The following is a 22,905-nucleotide window of genomic DNA, read 5'->3' as shown; positions in this document are numbered from 1 at the left end:
CACAAGCCCGCTCCCACATAGACCTTGGTGTTCTTCAGGTGCCTGTCGGCGCGTCCGGCACTTTTGGCAACGCTGCGCCTTTGGGCCACAGCATCCAGATCTGGCCCTGCTGCTTCATGTTGCCCGCCAACTCACCAGCGGCATCACCGGTTCCCCAGAACAGGTCGGCCCGCACTTCGCCGGTAATTGCACCACCGGTATCCTGCGCAGCCACCGGGCGGGCAATCGGCGCACCATCCGGTCGGGTAGTCGACAGCCACAACAGGCTGCCCAGCGGAATCACCTTGCGATCCACCGCAACGCTATACCCCGCAGTCAGCGGCACGTTCAGCGAGCCACGCGGGCCCTCGTTGCTGTCGGGGCGGGCACTGAAGAACACGTAGCTGGGGTTGCTTGCCAGCAATTCAGGAATACGCTGCGGATGCGCCTTGGCCCAGGCCGCGATGGCGCCCATGGTCACGTCTTCTTTTTTCAGCTCGCCCTGCTCCACCAACCAGCGGCCGATGGGGCGGTACGGGTAACCGTTCTGGTCGCCGTAACCCACCCGCAATTGGCGGCCGTCGGCCAGTTGGATACGACCCGAACCCTGGATCTGCAGGAATTGCAGGTCCATCGGGTTGGTCAGCCAGGCGATGGGCTTGGCGGTGGAGCCTTGGTGGTTGATGGTGCTGGCGTCGTCATAGGGTTTGAGTACCCGGCCTTCCAGGCGACCGCGCAGGCGCTTGCCCTTGAGCTCCGGGTAGATGCTTTCCAGGTTGACGATGATCAGGTCATCCGGTACGCCGAACACCGGTACATGGGCGGTGGCGGTTTCGGTGAGGCTGCCGGGGTAAACCGGTTCGTAGTAGCCTGTGATCAGGCCGTTGGGGCTGTTGTCTGCCGAGCGCAGGCCGTAGACGTCGAGGTTGGCCTTGAGGAAGTCACGAATCGCCACTGCGGTCGACGGCACGGTGGCCGATGCCGCGCACGTCGCGCCCCATACCGGGTCAGCCTTGAGGCGTTGACAGGCACTGCGCCAGGATTCGAAGCCGGCTTGCAGGTCGCTGTCCGACACGGCCGGCAGGTTTTCCCAGGTGGCGCCAACGTAGGTGGCGATGGCGTGGGGCTTGGCTTTTTCGTCCTTGCCGGTGTCGCAACCGGCCAGCAGCGCGATCATTGGCAGGGCCCACACGAGGCGGCGCCAAGGCTTAAAACGGGTATTCATACACAAAATTCCTGAAGCGATTGCTCGTATCGGCTGGCGTTCGAGCAACCCTTATTATTAATAGGGGTATTGGTCTTTGCGGGCGGGGCGAGGATACTGGCTGCCGTTTCCCGTGACCTTGAGCCATCATGACTTTTAAAAGACTGACCGTTGTATTGCTGGCCTGCCTGACACTGTCCGCCTGCGGCGGGGTTGATCCGAATTCGCCCCTTGGCCAGCGCAAGGCCATTTTCAAGCAGATGCTCAAGACCGGCGAAGACCTGGGCGGCATGTTGCGTGGGCGCATTCCATTCGACGGCGGCAAATTTGCCGAAGGCGCGGTCAAGCTTGATGCGTTGTCCCACGAACCGTGGAAACATTTCCCGAGCGTGCGTGAAGAAGACCACACCAGCGCCAAGGACGACGTGTGGCAGCAGCAGGCACGCTTCCAGGAAATGGCTCGAAACCTTGAAACGGCCACCGGTGAATTGGTGATCGCCAGCCAGGTCCAGCCCTACAAGGCCAGCAACCTCGGGCCGGCGGTGCAGAAAGTCGAAGATGCCTGCACCGCGTGCCATAAACAGTTCCGCGATCACTGAGGCCGTCTTACTTGTCCAGTTCGTCCAGGGCTTCCTGCAAGTCCTTGCGTGACTGGGCCAGCTTGTCCTTGCGCTTGTTGATCTTGTCGGAATCACCCTTCTTCATGGCCTTGTCGAGGTCAGCCTGACGGCGGCTGACTTCGTGCTTGGCGTCGAGCACCTTGTTTTCCCGCTCCTTTTTCAAGGAGGCATCGGTGCAGTTGGCGGTGACTTCACTCAAGGCTTTTTCCAGGCCGGCTTGTCGCTCACTGTTGCCGTGGGCCTTGGCTTGTTCGATCTGGGTGCTGATGGACTCGCGCTTGGCGGCGCAGCCTGTGAGTGGCGCAGCTTCCTCGGCTGCCAGCAATGGCGCGGACATAAGGGTAGCGACGGTCAACAGGGCAAAAGGTGCAAGAAATTTCATAAAGGCTCCAAGGCAAACAAGGTCGCAATCAGGTGGGCAGGATGAATTCTGCCGGCACCGGTTAATGCCGTCGGGCAGAGGTCAAAAACCATCTATCCCGGCAGCCCGTAATGTTTCACTCAAGGCCAGCACCTGCGGGTCGCGAAAAAAAGCGCTCAGTTGCGCCGCGCGACCCGGGCCTATGCCGTCTTCGGCCAGCCAGGCTTGAGTGTCTCTGGCGGCCAGGGTTTGCCAGCCGCCTTGTAGATTGTTGCGGGCCGTGGGCGGTACTCCCAGGGCCATCAGCCATTGCGCGAACGGTCGCTGCCGGGCGCTGCGCAAGCTGTCGAGTAAACGCGCACTGCTGCGTTCGCCGAAGCCATCAATGTTAGCAAGCTCTGCCTCATCCAGGGTTAACCAATCGAGCAGGCCGTCGATCAGGCCGGCCTGGATCAAGGTGTTCCAGGTTTCGCGGCCGATGTGTGGCAGGGCCAGGCCCTGGGCGCCGCTCAGCCAGGTCAGGCGCGCGAGCAGCTGTTCTTCGCAACCCGGGGCCAGTTGCCAGCAACTCAAGGGGTGGAAGTCCCTGGCCTGCGGGACCTGCAACTCGGCCCGTGGCTGGCTGCGCAGGATGACGCGGTCAAGGCGTGGGATGACGTGCCCGGCGAGGCTGATGGAGACCTGGTCGCCAGTACGGATATCCAGTTCCCGCCAGCGTTTCAGCGAACCGACACTGACCCGGCTGATCTTCCGGTCATCGAGCAGTACCGGTTCCAACTCCAGGATGGAGGTGATGCGCCCGGTGCGGCCAATCTTGAAGTGCACCTTGCGCACATGGGCCAGTGCCTTGACCACCGGGTACTTCCAGGCAACCGCCCAGTAGGGCGCGCTGACCCGCCAGCGCTCGGCCGGGGCCCGCTGGCCTTGATGCAATACCACGCCGTCGCTGGCGAAGGGCAGCGGGTGGCTGTACCAATAGCTGCGCCAGTGCGCCGCTTCGGTCATGTCCTTGATCGGGTGGCTGTAGCGCCCGCTGTCGGTGAAGCCCCACTGCGCCAGCTGGCTCAGCCGCTCGGAAAAGTCATCGGGGCCCTGGGGCCAGGCCCAGACAAACAGACCGATATTGGCGGCCTCGGCTTCGCTCAACTGCCGGCGATTCATCAGCCCGGCCACTTTGCCGCGGGCGCCGAGGCCACCTTTGGCAGCTTGCACATGGTCATTCAGTCGCCAATAGAGTTCGCCCTGCAACAGCAGGTCAACGGGCTCGGGCAGTTGCTGCACGATCCCCGGAATCCGGCGGGCGGAGGCTGACCAATCCTGGCCCAGCCGGCCATCGCCGCGACTGATGACCCGGCTCAACCGGCCCTTGCGGTAAACCAGCGTGACGGCGACGCCATCGACCTTGGGCTGGATCCACACGTCCTGGCGAGTCCCCAGCCAGGTTTGCACGGCGTTATCGTCCAGCAGTTTTTCCAGGCCGGTGTGGGGCGTCGGGTGGGCGGTCGTGCCTCGCGCGCTGCCCAGCGGGTCGTCCGTGACTGGGGCGGAGGGAGTGAAACACCTGCGCCATTGGGCAAGGCGCTGGCTGGCCTGGTCATACAGCTCATCGCTGATCAATGACTGGCCGAGCCGGTGGTAGCTGTCATCCCACAAGCGGATTTGTTGCGCCAGGGTGCTGATCTGGGCCCGGGCGTGATCGGCCTCCCAGTCGGGGCACCCCTGCGACCACGCAGTGAGTGGCGAGAAGCTGAGTAAAAGGAAAAACAGCCAGCGCATAAGTGACGTCATCATGAGCATCCTTGCTCTGAAAAGGGCGCCCAGCCTAAGCCATCCCCGCGGGCATAAAAAAGCCCCGCAACCGCGAGGCTTTTTACCCGATGTTTCTGCTCGCTTGAACAGAACGCCGGGGCTTTGTGTACACCGTAGGACGATTACAGACCGGCGGCAGTACGCAGGTCGTTGGCACGGTCGGTCTTTTCCCAGGTGAACGTAGTGAACGTGTCGTTGCCGACAGTCTTCTGCTCAGGGGTACGACCGAAGTGGCCGTAGGCCGCAGTTTCCTGGTACATCGGGTGCAGCAGGTCGAGCATGGTGGTGATTGCGTAAGGACGCAGGTCGAAGATCTCACGCACCAGCTTGACGATCTTGTCGTCGCTGATCTTGCCGGTACCGAAGGTGTTCAGCGAGATCGACGTAGGCTGGGCCACACCGATTGCGTAGGACACCTGAATCTCGCAACGCTCGGCCAGGCCGGCGGCCACGATGTTCTTGGCCACGTAACGACCGGCGTAGGCCGCCGAACGGTCAACCTTGGATGGATCCTTGCCGGAGAACGCGCCACCGCCGTGACGGGCCATGCCGCCGTAGCTGTCGACGATGATCTTGCGACCGGTCAAGCCGCAGTCGCCCACCGGGCCACCGATGATGAACTGGCCGGTCGGGTTGATGTGGAACTGGGTGTCCTTGGTCAGCAGTTCGGCAGGCAGCACGTGCTTGACGATCAGCTCCATGACGCCTTCGCGCAGGTCGGCGTAGGAAACGTCCGGGTTGTGCTGGGTCGACAGTACCACCGCGTCGATGGCGACGACTTTGCCGCCTTCATAACGGCAGGTCACCTGGGACTTGGCGTCCGGGCGCAGCCATGGCAGTGCACCGGATTTACGGGCTTCGGCCTGGCGCTTCACCAACTGGTGGGAGAAGGTGATCGGTGCCGGCATCAGCACGTCGGTTTCGTTGCTGGCATAGCCGAACATCAGGCCCTGGTCGCCGGCGCCCTGATCTTCAGGCTTGGCACGGTCGACACCCTGGTTGATGTCAGGGGACTGCTTGCCGATGATGTTCATCACGCCGCAGGTCGCACCGTCGAAGCCGACGTCGGAGCTGTTGTAGCCGATGTCGATGATCACATCACGCACGATCTGCTCCAGGTCTACCCAGGCAGAGGTGGTGACTTCGCCGGCGATGATCGCCACGCCCGTTTTCACCAGAGTCTCGCACGCCACTCGGGCGAACTTGTCTTCAGCGATGATGGCGTCCAGCACCGCGTCAGAGATCTGGTCGGCGATTTTGTCCGGATGCCCTTCAGACACGGACTCGGAGGTGAAAAGGGAGTATTCGCTCATCTCGATGTTTTCCTGATATTTACCGATGGTGAGTGTCGCCAGCCGGCCGCTGAAAATGGCGGACCTGAATCTGGAAACCATTACGTAAACCTACATAGAGGCTTTCCCCGGGAACGAGTCCCGCAGCGGTGGCCCAACGGGCCAGATCGTCCTGTTCAAAACCCAGCCAGAGATCACCGCAGGCTTCCCTGGCCCAACTCTGGTTGTGGCTGCATAAATCCGTGACCAACAGGCTGCCGCCTGGTTGCAGCAAATTCGCCATCTGCCTGAGGGCGTCTGCCGGGGCGGCGAAATGGTGCAGGACCATGTTCAGCACCACGCAATCGGCCCGCAGGCTGGTGTCATTCAGGGCGTCCGCCAACTGCAGGTGGACATTGCCCAGCGCTTCGCGCTCACACAATTGGCGGGCCAGCTCCAGCATCGCCGGGCTGTTGTCCAGCGCCGTGACCTGATGAAAGCGCCGCGCCAGCTCCGGCAGGAAGCCGCCGTCACCCGGGCCCACTTCAACCGCCGTAGCCTCATCACTGAAGCTCAGCTTGTCCAAAAGTGCCAGCACGCTTTCGCGGTATTGCGCCAAGCCGGCGATCAGATCCTGCTGGGCGCGAAACTTCTCGGCTACCCGTGAGAAAAAGTCCTGGCTGGCGGCAGCACGTTGCCCGTGCACCTGGCTGATGCGCGACTGCACGTCAGCCGGCAGGGCCAGGCTGTCTATTTCTTCCAGCAGCGCAGCGTGCAGCTTGCCGCCCAACTGTTCGGTGTGGGGCAGGGCGCGACGGTAAAAAATCGCATTGCCCTCGCGGCGGGTCGCCACCAGGTCGGCCTGGGCCAGTACCTTCAAGTGGTGGCTCATGCCGGATTGGCCGATGGCGAAGATCTGCGCCAGCTCCAGCACCCCGAACGAATCGTTGGTCAGCGCGCGCAACACATTCAGGCGCAACGGATCGCCACCGGCCTTGCACAGGGCCGCCAGCTCGTCGCTGTCGTCGGGTCGAATGGAAGGTGCGCTCAGGTTCATAAGGCCAGCAGTCTAGTGACGGTGGGAAAACCCCGCAAGGGCAATATCAAAAAGTTTTGATATTGGTCGATAATCGGTGGTTATAAGCAGCCGCTATAACCCATGGACGAAGCGGGGGGCGGTTTCTCCAGTCAATCCGCAGGAAAAACACCCCCAAGTGACTATCTGTCATTGCCCCGAGGGCCGTGGCTGAGGGAAAATGCCGATCCTTTTTTCCGTTTCTTTTATTCAACCTCCAGGAGATCAGCGATGCCCAGCCGTCGTGAGCGTGCCAACGCCATTCGTGCCCTCAGCATGGATGCCGTGCAAAAAGCCAACAGCGGCCATCCCGGTGCCCCGATGGGCATGGCGGATATCGCCGAGGTACTTTGGCGTGACTACCTGAAACACAACCCGAGCAACCCGTCGTTCGCCGACCGTGACCGGTTCATCCTGTCCAACGGCCACGGCTCGATGCTGATCTACTCGTTGCTGCACCTGACCGGCTACGACGTCACCATCGACGACCTGAAAAACTTCCGCCAGATCCACAGCCGCACCCCGGGCCACCCGGAATACGGCTACACCCCTGGCGTAGAGACCACCACCGGTCCACTGGGCCAGGGCCTGGCCAACGCCGTGGGTTTTGCCCTGGCTGAAAAAGTGCTGGCTGCGCAGTTCAACCGCCCGAACCACAACATTGTCGACCACCACACCTACGTGTTCCTCGGTGATGGCTGCATGATGGAAGGCATTTCCCACGAAGTCGCCTCCCTGGCCGGTACCCTGGGCTTGGGCAAGCTGATCGCCTTCTACGATGACAACGGCATCTCCATCGACGGCGAAGTCGAAGGCTGGTTCACCGACGACACACCGAAGCGTTTCGAAGCCTACAACTGGCAGGTGATCCGCAATGTCGACGGTCATGACCCGGAAGAAATCAAGATTGCGATCGAGACGGCCCGCAAAAGCGAGCAGCCAACCCTGATCTGCTGCAAGACCACCATCGGCTTCGGTTCGCCGAACAAGCAAGGTAAAGAAGACTGCCACGGCGCCCCACTGGGTGACGCGGAAATCGCCCTGACCCGCGCTGCGCTGAAGTGGAACCACGGCCCGTTCGAAATCCCGGCTGACATCTACGCCGAGTGGAACGCCAAGGAAGCCGGCCTGGCGGTCGAAGCCGAGTGGGACCAGCGTTTCGCGGCCTACTCCGCCGAATTCCCTGAGTTGGCCAACGAACTGGTTCGCCGCCTGGCCGGTGACCTGCCTGCCGACTTCGCTGAAAAGGCCTCGGCCTACATCGCCGAAGTGGCGGCCAAGGGCGAAACCATCGCCAGCCGTAAAGCCAGCCAGAACACCCTGAACGCGTTCGGCCCGCTGCTGCCTGAGTTCCTCGGCGGTTCGGCTGACCTGGCCGGTTCCAACCTGACCCTGTGGAAAGGTTGCAAAGGTGTCTCGGCGGAAGACGCCAGCGGCAACTACATGTACTACGGCGTGCGCGAGTTCGGCATGAGCGCCATCATGAACGGCGTTGCCCTGCACGGCGGCCTGGTGCCTTACGGCGCGACCTTCCTGATGTTCATGGAATACGCCCGCAACGCCGTACGCATGGCGTCGTTGATGAAAAAGCGTGTGATCTTCGTCTACACCCACGACTCCATCGGCCTGGGCGAAGACGGCCCGACGCACCAGCCGGTCGAGCAATTGACCAGCCTGCGCACCACGCCGAACCTCGATACCTGGCGCCCATCGGACGCAGTCGAGTCGGCTGTGGCCTGGAAGCACGCGATCGAGCGCAAGGACGGCCCTTCGGCGCTGATCTTCTCCCGTCAGAACCTGCAGCACCAAACCCGCGACGCGGCGCAGATCGAAGGCATCAGCCGTGGTGGCTACGTGCTGAAAGACTGCATCGGCGAGCCGGAGTTGATCCTGATCTCCACCGGTTCGGAAGTGGGCCTGGCGGTTCAGGCGTACGACAAGTTGACGGCCGCAGGTCGCAACGTGCGCGTGGTTTCCATGCCGTGCACCAGCGTCTTCGAAGCCCAGGACGCCGACTACAAGCAATCGGTATTGCCGTTGCAGGTCAGCGCACGTATCGCCATCGAAGCGGCTCACGCCGACTACTGGTACAAGTACGTGGGCCTGGAAGGTCGCGTGATCGGCATGACCACCTACGGTGAGTCGGCGCCGGCGCCAGCGTTGTTCGAAGAGTTCGGTTTCACCCTGGAAAACATCCTGGGTCAGGCTGAAGAGCTGCTGGAAGACTAAAAGCTCGAACGCGGTGACCCTTTGGTTGCCGCATCCACTGTAGGAGCGAGCTTGCTCGCGAAGATCGTCAACGATATCGCAGCGTTTCTGGTTTAACGCGGCGCTCTCGGGTTCTTCGCGAGCAAGCTCGCTCCTACAATGGTTTGTGTCGCCCACAATGCGAGAACCCCATGCCTCAACCGCGTCCCTACAAAGTTGCACTCAACGGCTACGGCCGGATTGGTCGTTGCGTCTTGCGTGCTCTGTTCGAGCGAGGGCCGGCGGCCGGGTTTGAAATTGTCGCGATCAACGATCTGGCGGACATGGCCAGCATCGAATACCTGACACGCTTTGACTCCACCCACGGCCGGTTCCCCGGCGAAGTGCGGGTCGAGGACGATTGTCTGCATATTAATGGCAACTGCGTGAAGGTCCTGCGCAGTGCCACCCCTGAGGGCATCGACTGGGCGGCGCTGGACGTCGACCTGGTGCTGGAATGCTCCGGTGCCTATCACACCCGTGCCGACGGCCAGCGGTTTCTCGACGCCGGCGCACCACGGGTCCTGTTCTCCCAGCCGATGGCCAGCGAGGCGGATGTCGACGCCACCATCGTCTACGGCGTGAACCAGGATTGCCTGACCGGTGCCGAATTGCTGGTGTCCAACGCCTCCTGCACCACCAACTGCGGCGTGCCGTTGTTGCGCCTGCTGGACCAGGCGATTGGCCTGGAATACGTGTCGATCACCACCATTCACTCGGCAATGAACGATCAGCCGGTGATTGACGCTTACCACCATGAAGACCTGCGCCGCACGCGTTCGGCGTTTCAGTCGGTGATTCCGGTGTCCACCGGCCTGGCGCGCGGTATCGAGCGACTGTTGCCGGAACTTGCCGGGCGAATCCAGGCCAAAGCCGTACGGGTACCGACGGTGAATGTGTCTTGCCTAGACATCACCATGCAAACCGTCAGCGACACCGATGCCGGCGAAGTCAACCGGATCCTGCGCGACGCCGCCACCAGCGGCCCGCTCAAAGGCCTGTTGGCCTACACCGAGTTGCCGCACGCCAGCTGTGATTTCAACCACGACCCGCATTCGGCCATCGTCGATGCCAGCCAGACCCGCGTTTCCGGCCCACGGCTGGTGAACATCCTGGCTTGGTTCGACAACGAATGGGGTTTTGCCAACCGAATGCTGGACGTTGCAGAACACTATCTGCAAACAGCCTCTCCACAACTTTAGCTCTCAGGAATTGCCCCCCATGACCGTGTTGAAGATGACCGACCTCGATCTGCAAGGTAAGCGCGTACTGATCCGCGAAGACCTCAACGTCCCAGTCAAGGACGGTGTTGTCACCAGCGATGCGCGAATCCTGGCCTCGCTGCCGACCATCAAGCTGGCCCTGGAAAAAGGTGCGGCCGTGATGGTCTGCTCCCACTTGGGTCGTCCGACCGAAGGTGAATTCTCGGCAGAAAACAGCCTCAAGCCTGTAGCTGAATATTTGAGCAAGGCCCTGGGTCGCGACGTGCCGCTGGTTGCCGACTACCTGAACGGTGTGGACGTGAAGGCTGGCGACATCGTGCTGTTCGAAAACGTGCGCTTCAACAAGGGCGAGAAAAAGAACAGCGACGAACTGGCCCAGCAATACGCTGCCCTGTGCGACGTGTTCGTGATGGACGCTTTCGGTACTGCTCACCGTGCCGAGGGTTCGACCCATGGCGTGGCAAAGTTTGCCAAAGTTGCCGCAGCTGGCCCGTTGCTGGCGGCTGAACTGGACGCACTGGGCAAGGCCCTCGGCGCTCCGGCCCAACCGATGGCCGCCATCGTTGCCGGCTCCAAGGTGTCCACCAAGCTCGACGTGCTGAACAGCCTGAGCCAGATCTGCAACCAGCTGATCGTCGGCGGCGGCATTGCCAACACGTTCCTGGCGGCTGCCGGTCACCCGGTGGGCAAATCGCTGTACGAGCCGGACCTGCTGGACACTGCCCGCGCCATTGCCGCCAAGGTCAGCGTGCCGCTGCCGGTAGACGTGGTGGTGGCCAAGGAATTCGCTGAAAGCGCCGAAGCCACCGTCAAGCTGATCGCTGACGTTGCCGCTGACGACATGATCCTGGACATCGGCCCGCAAACGGCAGCCAACTTCGCTGAACTGCTGAAGTCGTCCAAGACCATCCTGTGGAACGGCCCGGTCGGCGTGTTCGAGTTCGACCAGTTCGGCAACGGCACCAAAGTGCTGGCCCACGCCATCGCTGAAAGCTCGGCATTTTCCATCGCTGGCGGTGGCGACACCCTGGCGGCCATCGATAAATATGGCGTTGCTGACCAGATCTCCTACATTTCTACGGGGGGTGGTGCGTTCCTCGAATTCGTTGAAGGCAAGGTACTGCCGGCTGTCGAAGTGCTGGAAAGCCGGGCCAAGGGATAAGGCACTTGCTGAGGAAAAGGAGCATTCCGATGATCAGGTCGTTGGCACTGGTGATTGCAGCGGGCCTGCTGGCCGGCTGCGGCAGCACGCCGAAAGCGGCGCCCGAGTCTGAAAAGGCCGGGGCGGCTCGGCAAAAGAGTTGCTATCAGGCTGACTGGCAAGCCGAAACCATGCCGGTGATCAACAAGCGCATCGGGCCGGACGGGTTGGAGAAATACGACTCTGCGCCCAACGGTCAGGAACAGGGTTGCCCTTGACGGGTCTGATTCACTAACCGACAGCAGCGGTGGCCGCAGGTCGCCGCTTGAGGATTGGCAATGAAAGGCGTTTTCGCCCTGGCAGCACTGGCGTTATTGGCCGGATGCACCAACCTGAACATGTTCGACAAGAAGGCAGAGCCGGTAGACAAGTGGACCACCTGGACGTGTGACAGCCAGGCGCAAGTCAACTGGCGCTTTGCCGACCAGGCCCGCACCCAGGTGGATGTACGCCTCGGCGGCTCGGACCAGGTGTATCGCCTCAAGCAGGATGTGGCGGCCTCGGGCGTGCTGTACAGCGACGGCCAGTTGGCGTTTCACACAAAAGGTGAGGAAGGCCTGGTTTACTGGGTTGCCACCGATGATTTGATCGGGCGCGGCTGTAAAGCGCAATAACACGCCGCGATCACCTGTAGGAGCCGGCTTGCCGGCGATAGCGTCAGCCGCCATCGCCGGCAAGCCGGCTCCTGCAGACAGGTTTAACGATTAAGCAGGGCAGGCTTTGAAAGCCTGACCTTCAATAACTTGAATAGCAGCCGCCGCTACGGCAGGCTTGCACGATTAACGACCCTCGACCGGGAGAGAGACTTACAATGGCACTTATCAGCATGCGCCAGATGTTGGACCACGCAGCCGAATTCGGCTATGGCGTTCCAGCCTTCAACGTCAACAACCTTGAGCAGATGCGCGCCATCATGGAAGCCGCTGACAAGACTGACTCTCCAGTGATCGTCCAGGCTTCGGCCGGCGCGCGCAAATACGCCGGTGCCCCGTTCCTGCGTCACCTGATCCTCGCCGCGATCGAAGAATTCCCGCACATCCCGGTGTGCATGCACCAGGACCACGGCACCAGCCCTGACGTGTGCCAGCGCTCCATCCAGCTGGGCTTCAGCTCGGTAATGATGGACGGTTCCCTGGGCGAAGACGGCAAGACCCCGACCGACTACGAATACAACGTACGCGTCACCCAACAAACCGTGGCCATGGCTCACGCCTGTGGCGTTTCGGTTGAAGGCGAGCTGGGCTGCCTGGGTTCCCTGGAAACCGGCATGGCCGGTGAAGAAGACGGCATCGGCGCCGAAGGCGTACTGGATCACAGCCAAATGCTGACCGATCCGGAAGAAGCTGCTGACTTCGTCAAGAAAACCCAAGTTGATGCCCTGGCCATCGCCATCGGCACCAGCCACGGCGCCTATAAATTCACCAAGCCACCTACCGGCGACGTGTTGGCCATCGACCGCATCAAGGAAATCCACAAGCGCATCCCGAACACCCACCTGGTGATGCACGGTTCTTCCTCGGTACCGCAAGAGTGGCTGGCGATCATCAACCAGTACGGCGGCGACATCAAAGAAACCTACGGCGTGCCAGTTGAAGAAATCGTCGAAGGCATCAAGTACGGCGTGCGCAAGGTCAACATCGACACCGACCTGCGCCTGGCCTCCACCGGTGCAATGCGTCGCCTGATGGCCACCAACCCGAGCGAATTTGACCCACGTAAATTCTTCGGCGCTACCGTGACTGCCATGCGTGATGTATGTATCGCACGTTACGAAGCCTTCGGTACTGCGGGCAACGCTTCGAAGATCAAGCCTATCTCGTTGGAAGCGATGTACCAGCGTTACCTGAAAGGTGAGTTGAACGCCAAGGTCAACTAAGCCTTACGCGTTAATGAAAAGCCCGCAGCGATGCGGGCTTTTTTGTGGCTGAAATTTGATCAGGCGGCTGCGGGGGTGTCGAAGCCGCGGTATTCGATGACGCGGAATACGTCGCTTACGTCCTGCACCAGGATGCGGGCGGTGTTGGCTACGTGGTTCAGGTCACGCTCCGCAAAATCGGGCAGGCTGGAGCAGGCCATCAGGTTGAGGTGTTCGAGGGCGGCGTTGAGGCGTTCACGCAGGCAGGCGTGCAGGTCCTGCAGCGGAGCTTCGCTGTCGATCAGGAGTACCGGGTATTCGGTGGCTGTTTCGGTGCAGGGGGTGAAACGGCGGGGCGGGAGTTCTGGCGTCATGGCAAATATTCCTCGTATCTAAAAAGGACTACCGCCATTCGCTGCGAAACGAATGGGTGGTAGCTGTGTGCGGGTTCGCAGACCGAGGATACGAGGAACCCGGCAGACCCGAAGGTCTCCCACACACAGCCACCATAAAATAAACGACGGACGTAGAAGCGCTAGTCGTTGCATTCATGATGCTTGGTTACACACGTATCGTTAGGGCTGCGAAACCCTGTCGCCGTTCAATGCCGGCGACGGGGCGAACTATAAGCGGCGCTCCGATTCACCGCAACGGCCCTGTAGGACACAGGACCCCTGTGGGAGCCGGCGGTGCGACGATTCGACTTGCCCGCGATGGCGGTGTGCCAGTCGAAGAATAAGTTGGCTGATACACCGCCATCGCGGGCAAGTCGAATCGTCGCACCGCCAGCTCCCACAGGGATAAGTGTTGTTTAAGTGATTGTGTTAATCACCGAATGATCCTTGGGTCCATAGGACAGTGCCTACGAGATGTGAGGAGACTTAGTTCTCCACCAGCACCTTCGGATTCGAGTTACCCCACACCGTATACAGATCCGCCAGCAACGCACCGTTGATGTCTTCAACCTCCGCCTGGCTGGTCTCCACCGCGCCCTGCTTGCCGAACAACACGACCTCATCGCCGCTCTTCACGGTCGGCACGTCGGTGACATCGACCATCAGGGTGTTCATCGACACCTTGCCCACCACCGGCACCCGGTGCCCGTTGATCAGCACGATGCCTTTGTTGGTAAACGCCCGGCGATAGCCGTCGGAATAACCCACGGTGATGTTCGCCAGTTTCGAATCCCGCGCCAGGGTGTAGGTGCGGTCGTAGCCTACGGTGTTGCCTTTCGGGTAGCTGTTGACGGACGCCACGTGGGATTTGAACTGCATCACCCGCTTGTATTCGGTGAACGACGGTACGGTATCGCCAAACAGCAGGCCGCCCGGACGAACCATGTCCAGCCGCGACTCGGGTACTTCCAGGGTGGCGAAGGAGTTGGCGGCGTGCAGGGTGATTTTGCTGCGGTCGAGCTGGGCGACGCTGATCAGCCAGTTGGCTTGTTCGTTGAACGCCTTGAGCCCGGTGCGCACGTCGGCGGCATCTTCAACGGCGAAGTGGGTCATGATCGCCGTCACCTGCAGGTTTGGCACCTTGGTAATGGCTACGGCGTCGCGGCGGCCCTGGGCGGTGGTCATTTCCACACCGTTGCGGCTCATGCCGCTGGAGTTCAGGCCCAGGTGCACGACCAGTGGGCGGCCGTGGTTTTCGGCGATCAGGCTGGCGCGCACGGCGAAGTCCAGATTGCCCACCAGCTCTTCGACGTTATACGGCAACGCAGCTTCCAGCTCGCTCAGGGCGGCGGTGCGTACGCGGATCAGTTGGCCCTTGAAGCCGCTTTCACGGACCACGCGGGCTTCTTCGTTGCTGGCGATGCCGACGCAGGGCACGCCCAGTTTGATCACCGAGGGCATCAGTAAACCGATGCCGTGACCGTAGGCGTCCGCCTTGAGCACGGCGCAGATTTTCGACTTGTCAGCGAGGCTGGCTTGCAGGGTGCGGATATTGTTTTCGAAGGCGACCTTGTTGATTTCGACCCAGGCGTTGCTGTCCTGGATATTGACCTGGGCCACCCCGTCGGCCATCGAGAGGGGCGGGGCGGCGAAGGCCGGGTTTTGCAGCAGTGCCATGCCCATAGAGAGGGCGAGCAGGGTGCGGGAAAAGGGCATTGGGCAGTCTCCATGACTTTCTTGTAGGGGGTAGTGCGCGTGCGCGGCGCCATACTCGGATTGTCCTACAAGAAAGTCGAGACCCTGGGTCGCGGTTCTGTCCTAAAGCGTCGTGGGATAGATCGCTGAAGCGAATCAGCTTCAGTCGTGATCAATGTCCAGCTTGGCAAACGTCACGCGGGCGCCTTCCTTGCTGTTGCCGCTGTTGTCCTGCACGTAGGCGCCGGCCTTGAAGTACAGCGGCTGTTTGCCCCACGCAGCGCCGATGCGTTCGTTCCACTGCCCGTTGGCGGCGTCGACGCTTAGCAGGCCGGCCTTGTTCAGGTGGATGACGTAGGTGAAGTCGCGGTCCAGCGGTACGTTCTCGGCGACGATGATCACCCGGCCTTCCGACTCGTCAGGGCGCATGCGCACCTTGGCGACGATGTTGCCGGTCTGGGTTTTTTCCTTGTATTGGTATTCGACCTTGATCAGTGGCTTCTGGCTTTCGTAGGCGTGGATTTGACCGATCACCACCTTGCCGGAGGACGGCACCTTGTTGACCGCCAACGTGGCACGCAGGAAATTGTCGGCGTCGCTGTACAGCCAGTTGCGCAGGCGGCCGTCGGCGTAGGTTTCCCGCAGTTCGCTGCGAGGGTAAACAGCGTTCTCGGTACGCGTGCCGGTTACCGGGGTCCAGAATTGCACGCTGCTGCCTTCGGCCTGGAAGTATTGGTCCTTGAACCCGCTGAGCAGTTTCGGCGTGTCGATGGTCGAGGGCGGGGAGCCGACGGGGATGCTCAGGTTCCAGGTGGACAGATCAATCATTGAATACGCCTTTAACGGGGAAAGAAGGCCTTGGCTCGGGAGCCGGCACTTTCTTTATAGGTGGCTCGAAATGGATTGTTAATGGCTTTGTGGCGGATTGTTGGCGCCAATGAAATGTCAAAAAGCCATGTTTCCCGTAAACCGCGGGCTGTAGACACTGACCGTTAGTCGGTTGTCTGGGCTTTGGCGCAATGATGGCACCGTCGTGGCTTCTGCTTTATGGGATCCAGGGCTAGAGTGAGCCCTTATTGTTTATCCGGTTTTGTCGCAAAAATGACCGGAATGACTCCGACGAAAGAGAAGCAGCAATGGAATGCGCTCCAATCAAGCCTCGCGATGGTTGTTCAGTGCTTTTGGTGGTCGATGACTATCCCGAAAACCTGATCAGCATGCGTGCGCTATTGCAGCGTGAAGATTGGCATGTGGTGACGGCGGCCTCCGGGGTTGAAGCCTTGGGATTGCTGCTCGAACACGACGTCGACCTGGTGTTGCTGGATGTGATGATGCCCGGCATGGACGGGTTCGAGGTGGCCCGGCTGATGCGCGGCAGCCAGCGCACGCAACTGACCCCGATCATCTTTCTCAGCGCTCACGCCCAATCGCCGGCGGCGATGCTGGAAGGCTATGCCAGCGGCGCGATCGACTACCTGCTGAAACCCTTCGACCCGAATATCCTCAAGCCCAAGGTCCAGGCCCTGCTGGAGCACCAGCGCAACCGCCGTGCCTTGCAGCGCCTGAGTCACGATCTGGAATCGGCCCGGGCCTTCAATGCCTCGGTGCTCGACAATGCCGCCGAAGGCATCCTGGTGGTGGGCGAAGACGGCGTGATCAGCTACGCCAACCCGGCGATTTCGCGGCTGATCAATGCGCCGGTCGCTGAGATCCAGGGTGCCGAGTTCCTGGGCTTCCTACAGAAGCCCCATGTGCCTGGGTGGTCCGATTCTGCCTTGTATGAAGGCTACAAACGTGGCGAAACCTGGCGCCTGCACGACGCCATCTTGCGCACCGCACCCGGCCAGCAGTTGCCCGTGGCGATGTCGTGCGCCCCGCTACCGGCCGAGCAGAAAGCCATGGTGGTCACGGTGCTGGACATGTCCGAGGTGCGCCATCTGCATCAGCAACTGGAGTTCCAGGCCGTCACCGACCCGCTGACGGGCCTGCTCAATCGGCGTGGGTTTCACCAGTCGGTGGAGAATGTGCTGTTGCGCAGTGAGCGTAACGAGCAGTCGCTGGTGCTGCTGTACCTGGACCTGGACGGGTTCAAGCGGGTCAACGATTCCCTCGGCCACGACGCCGGAGACCGCGTGCTGCGCTGGGTCTCGGAACAGTTGAAGGCGTGCCTGCGCTCCTACGACATTCTTGGCCGCATGGGCGGGGATGAATTCACCGCGCTGCTGGAGCTGGAATTTCCGGAGCAGGCGGCCAAGATTGCGGAAAAACTGATCGAACGGGTGTCGATCTGTCAGCAGGTCGACGGTCTGGATGTGATGCTGGGCGTCAGTATCGGCATTGCCACTTTCCCGGACTGCGGCTCGGACCTCAACGGCCTGCTGCGCGCGGCGGACGTCGCGATGTACGAGGCCAAGCGCGCCGGGCGTCAGCAATATCGCTACTACGACCAGGAAATGAACGGCCGGGCCCGCTCGCGCCTGATGCTCGAAGACAGCGTACGCAGCGCCATCGACAGCAAGGATTTCACCCTGGTGTACCAGCCGCAGGTGTCGTTGCACGACGGCCATCTGCGGGGCGTCGAAGCGCTGCTGCGCTGGCAGCACCCGAGTGTCGGCGATGTGCCGCCGGGGCTGTTTCTGCCGTTGCTCGAAGAGGCGCGGCTGATCAGCCAGTTGAGCACCTGGATCTACCAGCAGGTGGCCGCCCAGCGGCAGGCATGGGCAGGGGTGTTCAGCGATGAGTTGGTCCTGAGCGTGAGCTTGAGCAGCAGCCAGTTCAATATGCCGAACCTGGCCAGCCAGCTGCAGCAGGTGCTGGAGCGACATGGGTTGCAAGGCCGGCAGCTTGAGGTGGAGATCAGTGAAGAAAGCCTGATGCACAACCTGGATGAGTCCACCAAGCAGCTCAAGCTGTTGCGCCGGGCCGGCGTGCGGATTGCCCTGGATGATTTCGGCGCGGGCAACTGCTCCCTGGCCCACCTGCGGGACCTGGAATTCGACACCCTAAAGCTCGACCCGAAGCTGATCGCCCGCCTGCCGGGTTCATCCCGGGACGCGGCGATGGCGCGCAGCATTATCGAATTGTGCCGGCATTTTGATCTGCTGGTGATTGCCGAAGGTGTCGAGACCCAGGAGCAAGTTGAATGGCTCAAGGCCAACGGCTGCCAGTTCATCCAGGGCCCGCAGGTGGCGCCGCCGTTGATCGCGGATGAAATTGCCGACTGGCGCCTGCGCGCAGCGGCCCGCTGAATTCGCTACACTGGCGCCCATTCAAATACCCGTTGTTGACCCCATGACCGCGCTGAAATACCTCCAGGCCTACCCCCCAGCATTGCAGGAGCAAGTGCGCCAGTTGATTGCCAAGGACCAACTCGGCGACTACCTGACCCAGCGCTACCCCGAACGGCATGGCGTGCAGAGCGACAAAGCACTGTACAACTACGCCCAGGCCCTGAAGCAGGAACACCTGCGCAACGCCCCGGCCATCGACAAGGTGCTGTTCGATAACCGCCTGGACCTGACCCACCGCGCCCTCGGCCTGCACACCACCATCTCCCGGGTGCAGGGTGGCAACCTCAAGTCGAAGAAAGAAATCCGTATCGCCTCGCTGTTCAAGGAAGCCGCGCCGGAATTTCTGCGCATGATCGTGGTACACGAACTGGCGCACTTCAAGGAATCGGACCACAACAAGGCGTTCTACAAACTCTGTGAATACATGTTGCCGGGCTACCATCAGGTGGAATTCGACCTGCGGGTGTACCTGACCTGGCGGGACCTGCAGGGCAAGCCCTGACCTTCAAAGGCGATCGAGCATGGATGTGAGCAAGACCAAAAGCAGCTTCTACCGGCGCCTGTATGTGGCGTACCTGATTGATAGTCAGCTGGCCAGCAGCGTGCCGGCACTGACCGAGGTGACGGGCATGCCCCGGCGTACTGCACAGGACACGATTGCGGCGTTGGCGGACCTGGATATTGTGTGTGAGTTTGAACAGGAAGACGGGGCCCGCAATCATGCCGGGCGCTATCGGATTCGTGATTGGGGCGCGATTGATCGGCGCTGGATCGAGGCGAACCTGGCGAGCATTAAACAGGTGTTGGATTACCCCTGAAGGCTTGTGGTGACCGGGCTGACGCCTTCGCGAGCAAGCCCGCTCCCACATTCGACCGCATTCCAAAGGTGGAACTCGGTCAAATGTGGGAGCGGGCTTGCTCGCGAAGAGGCCCTCATGCCCGGCGCATGCCTATATGTGGAATGTCATCCTCAAGGTATTCCTCACCCGCCACCACAAACCCGTACCGCCCGTAATACCCCTGCAAATGCGCCTGGGCCGACAGATAGATCGGCACGTCGGGCCACTGTTTCTCTGCCTGCCTGAGGGCCTCATCCATCATCTGGTGGCCCAGCCCGGTACCCCGCGCGCTCGGCGCAACGATCACCCGGCCGATCACCACATCACCACCCTGTGATTCAGGATCCAGCAGGCGCAGGTAGGCCTGCAGTTGACCATCATCCCAGGCCATCAGGTGATGGGTATCACCGTCCAGGTCCTGGCCGTCGATGTCCTGGTACACGCATTTCTGCTCGACCACGAAGACCTCCGAGCGCAGGCGCAAAATGGCGTACAGCTGCTCCTTGCCCAGGTCACTGTGGTGTTTGCAGACCCATTCGACTGTCATGGTGTTCTCTCGGCTGATTGTCTGGTCAGGATAGTAAGCGCGCGGGAGGCGAGTGTCTAAATTGCGGTTTTTTTGTGAGTGAGATCAATTTGCCATCATTCTCTGCGTGCGACGCTGCCGTCTTTGTGTAATCTGCAGTACAGGCTCATTGATGAGCTACTGTTAAATCCTCGGGTTGCCCCAGAGGTCAGGCCATAGAATGCCCGCCAAGGACTTGAGCATGCCGCGATTTTCTCGTGCCGTTGCTTTGATCGGTTTGTTGTTGCTGGCCCAGGCGGCGGCGGCAGAACGCTTGCGACTGGTGGCGGATGCCTGGCCGCCGTTCACTGACGCCACCCTGGTCAATGGTGGTTTGGCCACCGACATCGTCACCACCGCCCTGGCCCGTGCCGGCTATGCCAGTGAGTTTGAACAGGTGCCCTGGGCCCGCGCCCTGATGGGTGTGGGCGATGGGCGTTACGACGTATTGGTGAACGCCTGGTACGACGATGCGCGTACTCAGCTGGGGCAGTTTTCCGGCGAATACCTGCTCAACCGGGTGCTGTTTCTCAAGCGCCGCGACGATCCCATCGACTACCAGAACCTGGAGCAGTTGCACGACTACCCCGTCGCGGTGGTGCGTGGCTATGCCTATTCAGCGGCGTTCGATGCCGATCCGCAATTGCAGAAAGTCCCGGTGCATAACTTCGCCATGGCCGTGCGCATGCTGGCGGCGCAGCGGGTGCGGCTGACGTTGGAGGACGAATTCGTCGCCCGCTACTACCTGGCTCGGGAGTCCGCCACCGTGCGCAACGCGGTGGAGTTTTTGCCGGTGCCGCTGAGTGAAAACAGCCTGCACATACTGGTCAGTCTGAAAAACCCTCAGCATCAGCAGATTGTTGCCGGGTTTGATCGGGAGATTGCCAGGATGAAGGCAGATGGCAGTTATGCGCGGTTGATGAAGCAGCACGGGATGTAGTGAGGCTAATGGCCCCTTCGCGAGCAAGCCCGCTCCCACATTCGACCGCATTCCAAAGGTGGAACTCGGCCGAATGTGGGAGCGGGCTTGCTCGCGAAGAGGGTTCAGGCTTCGCTGGTATCTTTGATCAGGTGAGCCGCCAACGTGCGCAACGGCCCCAGTTGCCGGCAGATCAGCGCCAATTGCGTCTGCACCAGCCGCTGCCCTTCGTCAATTTCATCCGGCATCTGCTCCAGGTCCACTGCCAAGGCTTCCTCGGCATCACTCTGAATCGCAATTGGCTGCTTGTTCGCCAGCCCGGTGGCGATCTCGTCGATGCTCGCCGCCAGCGTCTTCCCGGCGCCTTCGATCAAGTGCTCGCGCACTTCCGCCGGCAGTTGGGTTTCCCGGTGGGCGCCCAGCCCCGACAGGTAGCTGAGCAGCGTGTGGGACAGCACCAGGAACCTGAACCCCACGTCCGCTTCCTTACGGAAATGCCCCGGCTCCATCAGCATGTTCGCCAGGGTGGTGGACAGCGCGGCGTCGGCGTTGTGGGCATTGCGCCGGGCGAGGCGGTAAGCCAGGTCGTCGCTTTTGCCCGCGGCGTACTGCTGCATGATCTGGCGCAGGTAGATGCTGTTGCAGGTCAGGGTATTGGCCAGCACCTTGTTCAGGCGCCGGCCCTGCCAGTCCGGCAGGAACAGGAACACCGCCAGCCCGGCGATCAGGCTGCCGAGCAAGGTATCGAACAGCCGTGGCAGGAACAGCCCGTAGCCGTCGCCCACCTGGTTGAAGCAGAACAGCACCATCAGCGTGATCGCGGCGGTCGCCAGGGTGTAGCGCGTGGTGCGGTTGATAAAGAACACCAGGCCCGCGGCGATGGCGAACATCGACTGGATCAGCGGGTTGGGGAACAGGTCGAACAGCGCCCAGGCGATGGTCAGGCCGATGGCGGTGCCGATGATCCTCTGGCCCAGCTTGCGCCGGGTGGCGCCGTAGTTTGGCTGGCACACGAACAGCGTGGTGAGGATGATCCAATAGCCTTGGGACGGGTGAATCAAGTGCACCATCCAGTAGCCGATACTCAGCGCCAGGGGCAGGCGCAGGGCATGGCGGAACAGCAACGAAGTCGGCGTCAACTGCGTGCGCAGGCGTGTCCACATCTCTTTGAGGTTGCGCGGTGCACGGTCCAGCAGGCTGCTGTCGGTGGCATCGGCCAGGCTGTCGGGGTTGGCGGCGTCGCCCAGCAGGCGGTCCAGGGTCGACAGGTTGGCCGCCAGGGCGCGCAGGGAGCGCAGCAGGCCGCGCCAGGCCGGGTTGCTCTGGATGCGCAGGTGTTCCAGGGAGGCATTCAGGTCGCCCAGGGCTTCGGCAAAGCTGTCGTCATAGACGAAAGGCTGGCGCATCTGGATCGATTCGGCGAGGGTCTGGCAGGCCTTGCCTTGCTGGCGCAACAGGCGCTGGCAGCGGAACAGCACGTCGCTGTGGAAGAAGGCTTCGGCGAGGGCGTTGTAAGGGTAGTGCGAGGAGCTGGCGCGCTCGTGGATATCCTGGGCCAGGAAGTACAGCTTGAGGTAGCGGCTGACCTTGGAGCCCGGGCGACCATTGCCGACCCGGTGCAGGATGATCTCTTTGGCGGCGTTCAGTGCTGCCACCACCCGGCCGTTCTGCTGCGCCAGTTCCAGGCGCCGCGCTTCCACATCCAGTTGGCGGATCGGTTCGAACAGCGACGACTTGAGCTTGAGGTAACGCCCCAGCTCGCGAAACAGTCGCGCCAGGCTCTGCTGCACCGGCTGGTTGGAAAACAGCACCTGCCACAACACCGACAGCGCGCCATACCACGCGGCGCCGGCAACCAGCAGCAAGGGTTCATGCCAGAAGTCGGTGACGGCGCCACCGCGCTGGTCCACGCCGATCATGGTGTAGACCGAGAGAATCAGGGTGGCCGAAGCGATCGCCCCATAACGCTCGCCGAGGGCACCGAGCATGGTCAGGCCGAAGCTGGACAGAGCCAGGAAGATCGCGAAGATCCAGGGATAAGGGAAAAGCAGTTCGACGGACAGTGCCGCAGTGCTGAAGCACACCAGTGTCACGGCCAGGGCGTTGAGCCGGCCTTGCCAGTTGTCATCGGTCTCGGCCAGGGCGCTGGCGATAATGCCCAGGAACAGCGGGATCAGCAGCGCCATTTCATTCTGGTACCAGCACAGCGCCATGCTGCCGGTCAGGGCGATGAATACCCGTACGCTGTAACTGAACTTGTCCAGTGCCCAAAGGCGCCGCATGGACTGCTTGAAGGAGGTCGATGACATGAAGTCTGGGGTCTTCCGGGACGATGCCGCTAAATTGAGCCAGTAATG

The 22,905-nt window shown here is 61.5% G+C and carries 21 protein-coding genes; 11 read left to right on the top strand and 10 right to left on the bottom strand.

Features of this window, described 5'->3' with window-relative positions; genetic code table 11:
* Positions 1–34: 34 nt before the first annotated feature.
* Positions 35–1,204: a murein transglycosylase A gene (locus tag HX807_RS13715; RefSeq protein ID WP_177009109.1), complete on the bottom strand. Its 1,170-nt coding sequence runs from the start codon at positions 1,202–1,204 to the stop codon at positions 35–37.
* A 128-nt stretch (positions 1,205–1,332) separates the two neighbouring features.
* Here HX807_RS13715 and HX807_RS13710 point away from each other — a divergent pair, with 128 nt between their 5' ends.
* Positions 1,333–1,782, top strand: a complete 450-nt coding sequence (locus HX807_RS13710; RefSeq protein WP_008434083.1) for a cytochrome c — start codon at positions 1,333–1,335, stop codon at positions 1,780–1,782.
* 7 nt (positions 1,783–1,789) lie between these two features.
* On the opposite strand, the gene HX807_RS13705 is transcribed toward HX807_RS13710, so the two are convergent.
* From HX807_RS13705 to HX807_RS13690, 4 genes are all read right to left on the bottom strand, one after another.
* Positions 1,790–2,185, bottom strand: coding sequence for a DUF1090 domain-containing protein (locus tag HX807_RS13705; RefSeq protein ID WP_177050238.1), 396 nt, complete (start codon positions 2,183–2,185; stop codon positions 1,790–1,792).
* 81 nt (positions 2,186–2,266) lie between these two features.
* Positions 2,267–3,952, bottom strand: a complete 1,686-nt coding sequence (ligB, locus tag HX807_RS13700; RefSeq protein WP_256349456.1) for an NAD-dependent DNA ligase LigB — start codon at positions 3,950–3,952, stop codon at positions 2,267–2,269.
* Between the two features lie 143 nt (positions 3,953–4,095).
* On the bottom strand, positions 4,096–5,286 hold the full coding sequence (metK, locus tag HX807_RS13695; RefSeq protein ID WP_003216863.1) for a methionine adenosyltransferase: 1,191 nt from the start codon (positions 5,284–5,286) through the stop codon (positions 4,096–4,098).
* 19 nt (positions 5,287–5,305) lie between these two features.
* A complete protein-coding gene (locus HX807_RS13690) occupies positions 5,306–6,301 on the bottom strand; it encodes a metalloregulator ArsR/SmtB family transcription factor (protein ID WP_003216864.1) in 996 nt (331 codons plus the stop codon).
* Positions 6,302–6,550: 249 nt separating this feature from the next.
* Between HX807_RS13690 and tkt the strand changes: the two genes are divergently transcribed.
* The 6 genes from tkt to fba all read left to right on the top strand — a co-directional run bounded on the left by tkt (position 6,551) and on the right by fba (position 12,866).
* Positions 6,551–8,548: a transketolase gene (gene tkt / locus HX807_RS13685; RefSeq protein ID WP_087693225.1), complete on the top strand. Its 1,998-nt coding sequence runs from the start codon at positions 6,551–6,553 to the stop codon at positions 8,546–8,548.
* A gap of 170 nt (positions 8,549–8,718) precedes the next feature.
* Complete coding sequence (epd, locus tag HX807_RS13680) at positions 8,719–9,768, top strand: erythrose-4-phosphate dehydrogenase (RefSeq protein WP_008434077.1); 1,050 nt, start codon at positions 8,719–8,721, stop codon at positions 9,766–9,768.
* A gap of 19 nt (positions 9,769–9,787) precedes the next feature.
* Positions 9,788–10,951, top strand: a complete 1,164-nt coding sequence (locus tag HX807_RS13675) for a phosphoglycerate kinase (RefSeq protein WP_003216867.1) — start codon at positions 9,788–9,790, stop codon at positions 10,949–10,951.
* Positions 10,952–10,980: 29 nt separating this feature from the next.
* Positions 10,981–11,208: a hypothetical protein gene (locus HX807_RS13670; protein ID WP_008434073.1), complete on the top strand. Its 228-nt coding sequence runs from the start codon at positions 10,981–10,983 to the stop codon at positions 11,206–11,208.
* A gap of 60 nt (positions 11,209–11,268) precedes the next feature.
* Positions 11,269–11,604: an MliC family protein gene (locus HX807_RS13665; RefSeq protein WP_017476464.1), complete on the top strand. Its 336-nt coding sequence runs from the start codon at positions 11,269–11,271 to the stop codon at positions 11,602–11,604.
* A 197-nt stretch (positions 11,605–11,801) separates the two neighbouring features.
* Positions 11,802–12,866 carry a class II fructose-bisphosphate aldolase gene (fba, locus tag HX807_RS13660; RefSeq protein ID WP_003177554.1) on the top strand — a complete coding sequence of 355 codons (1,065 nt, stop codon included), beginning with the start codon at positions 11,802–11,804 and terminating at the stop codon, positions 12,864–12,866.
* A gap of 59 nt (positions 12,867–12,925) precedes the next feature.
* On the opposite strand, the gene HX807_RS13655 is transcribed toward fba, so the two are convergent.
* The 3 genes from HX807_RS13655 to HX807_RS13640 all read right to left on the bottom strand — a co-directional run bounded on the left by HX807_RS13655 (position 12,926) and on the right by HX807_RS13640 (position 15,763).
* Positions 12,926–13,219: a fructose-bisphosphate aldolase gene (locus tag HX807_RS13655; protein WP_087693224.1), complete on the bottom strand. Its 294-nt coding sequence runs from the start codon at positions 13,217–13,219 to the stop codon at positions 12,926–12,928.
* Positions 13,220–13,726: 507 nt separating this feature from the next.
* A complete protein-coding gene (gene alr, locus HX807_RS13645) occupies positions 13,727–14,956 on the bottom strand; it encodes an alanine racemase (RefSeq protein WP_134327449.1) in 1,230 nt (409 codons plus the stop codon).
* Between the two features lie 141 nt (positions 14,957–15,097).
* Positions 15,098–15,763, bottom strand: coding sequence for a polysaccharide lyase family 7 protein (locus tag HX807_RS13640; protein ID WP_003216876.1), 666 nt, complete (start codon positions 15,761–15,763; stop codon positions 15,098–15,100).
* A gap of 308 nt (positions 15,764–16,071) precedes the next feature.
* On the opposite strand from HX807_RS13640, the gene HX807_RS13635 reads away from it, so the two are divergent.
* The 3 genes from HX807_RS13635 to HX807_RS13625 are packed head-to-tail and all read left to right on the top strand — an operon-like array spanning position 16,072 to position 19,043.
* Positions 16,072–18,183, top strand: a complete 2,112-nt coding sequence (locus HX807_RS13635; RefSeq protein ID WP_087693222.1) for a bifunctional diguanylate cyclase/phosphodiesterase — start codon at positions 16,072–16,074, stop codon at positions 18,181–18,183.
* A 43-nt stretch (positions 18,184–18,226) separates the two neighbouring features.
* A complete protein-coding gene (locus HX807_RS13630; protein ID WP_087693221.1) occupies positions 18,227–18,727 on the top strand; it encodes a M48 family metallopeptidase in 501 nt (166 codons plus the stop codon).
* A gap of 19 nt (positions 18,728–18,746) precedes the next feature.
* Positions 18,747–19,043: a helix-turn-helix domain-containing protein gene (locus HX807_RS13625; RefSeq protein ID WP_003216883.1), complete on the top strand. Its 297-nt coding sequence runs from the start codon at positions 18,747–18,749 to the stop codon at positions 19,041–19,043.
* Positions 19,044–19,158: 115 nt separating this feature from the next.
* On the opposite strand, the gene HX807_RS13620 is transcribed toward HX807_RS13625, so the two are convergent.
* Positions 19,159–19,611, bottom strand: coding sequence for a GNAT family N-acetyltransferase (locus HX807_RS13620; protein WP_003216885.1), 453 nt, complete (start codon positions 19,609–19,611; stop codon positions 19,159–19,161).
* A 220-nt stretch (positions 19,612–19,831) separates the two neighbouring features.
* On the opposite strand from HX807_RS13620, the gene HX807_RS13615 reads away from it, so the two are divergent.
* Positions 19,832–20,569: an ABC transporter substrate-binding protein gene (locus HX807_RS13615; RefSeq protein WP_043226204.1), complete on the top strand. Its 738-nt coding sequence runs from the start codon at positions 19,832–19,834 to the stop codon at positions 20,567–20,569.
* 104 nt (positions 20,570–20,673) lie between these two features.
* Here HX807_RS13615 and yccS read toward each other — a convergent pair whose 3' ends face one another.
* Complete coding sequence (yccS, locus tag HX807_RS13610) at positions 20,674–22,857, bottom strand: YccS family putative transporter (RefSeq protein WP_003216889.1); 2,184 nt, start codon at positions 22,855–22,857, stop codon at positions 20,674–20,676.
* Between the last annotated feature and the right edge of the window lie 48 nt (positions 22,858–22,905).

It is taken from the genome of Pseudomonas sp. D8002, from assembly GCF_013385695.1.
In the GTDB taxonomy this organism is placed as follows: Bacteria; Pseudomonadota; Gammaproteobacteria; order Pseudomonadales; family Pseudomonadaceae; genus Aquipseudomonas.
Note: the sequence above shows the minus strand (reverse complement) of the source record. Positions and strands in the feature narration are given on the sequence as shown.

Bases quoted from the DNA above. Each gene is read 5' to 3' on its own strand.
- HX807_RS13715 (WP_177009109.1), bottom strand. From the start codon at position 1,204: ATGAATACCCGTTTTAAGCCTTGGCGCCGCCTCGTGTGGGCCCTGCCA.
- HX807_RS13710 (WP_008434083.1), top strand. From the start codon at position 1,333: ATGACTTTTAAAAGACTGACCGTTGTATTGCTGGCCTGCCTGACACTG.
- HX807_RS13705 (WP_177050238.1), bottom strand. From the start codon at position 2,185: ATGAAATTTCTTGCACCTTTTGCCCTGTTGACCGTCGCTACCCTTATG.
- ligB (WP_256349456.1), bottom strand. From the start codon at position 3,952: ATGACGTCACTTATGCGCTGGCTGTTTTTCCTTTTACTCAGCTTCTCG.
- metK (WP_003216863.1), bottom strand. From the start codon at position 5,286: ATGAGCGAATACTCCCTTTTCACCTCCGAGTCCGTGTCTGAAGGGCAT.
- HX807_RS13690 (WP_003216864.1), bottom strand. From the start codon at position 6,301: ATGAACCTGAGCGCACCTTCCATTCGACCCGACGACAGCGACGAGCTG.
- tkt (WP_087693225.1), top strand. From the start codon at position 6,551: ATGCCCAGCCGTCGTGAGCGTGCCAACGCCATTCGTGCCCTCAGCATG.
- epd (WP_008434077.1), top strand. From the start codon at position 8,719: ATGCCTCAACCGCGTCCCTACAAAGTTGCACTCAACGGCTACGGCCGG.
- HX807_RS13675 (WP_003216867.1), top strand. From the start codon at position 9,788: ATGACCGTGTTGAAGATGACCGACCTCGATCTGCAAGGTAAGCGCGTA.
- HX807_RS13670 (WP_008434073.1), top strand. From the start codon at position 10,981: ATGATCAGGTCGTTGGCACTGGTGATTGCAGCGGGCCTGCTGGCCGGC.
- HX807_RS13665 (WP_017476464.1), top strand. From the start codon at position 11,269: ATGAAAGGCGTTTTCGCCCTGGCAGCACTGGCGTTATTGGCCGGATGC.
- fba (WP_003177554.1), top strand. From the start codon at position 11,802: ATGGCACTTATCAGCATGCGCCAGATGTTGGACCACGCAGCCGAATTC.
- HX807_RS13655 (WP_087693224.1), bottom strand. From the start codon at position 13,219: ATGACGCCAGAACTCCCGCCCCGCCGTTTCACCCCCTGCACCGAAACA.
- alr (WP_134327449.1), bottom strand. From the start codon at position 14,956: ATGCCCTTTTCCCGCACCCTGCTCGCCCTCTCTATGGGCATGGCACTG.
- HX807_RS13640 (WP_003216876.1), bottom strand. From the start codon at position 15,763: ATGATTGATCTGTCCACCTGGAACCTGAGCATCCCCGTCGGCTCCCCG.
- HX807_RS13635 (WP_087693222.1), top strand. From the start codon at position 16,072: ATGGAATGCGCTCCAATCAAGCCTCGCGATGGTTGTTCAGTGCTTTTG.
- HX807_RS13630 (WP_087693221.1), top strand. From the start codon at position 18,227: ATGACCGCGCTGAAATACCTCCAGGCCTACCCCCCAGCATTGCAGGAG.
- HX807_RS13625 (WP_003216883.1), top strand. From the start codon at position 18,747: ATGGATGTGAGCAAGACCAAAAGCAGCTTCTACCGGCGCCTGTATGTG.
- HX807_RS13620 (WP_003216885.1), bottom strand. From the start codon at position 19,611: ATGACAGTCGAATGGGTCTGCAAACACCACAGTGACCTGGGCAAGGAG.
- HX807_RS13615 (WP_043226204.1), top strand. From the start codon at position 19,832: ATGCCGCGATTTTCTCGTGCCGTTGCTTTGATCGGTTTGTTGTTGCTG.
- yccS (WP_003216889.1), bottom strand. From the start codon at position 22,857: ATGTCATCGACCTCCTTCAAGCAGTCCATGCGGCGCCTTTGGGCACTG.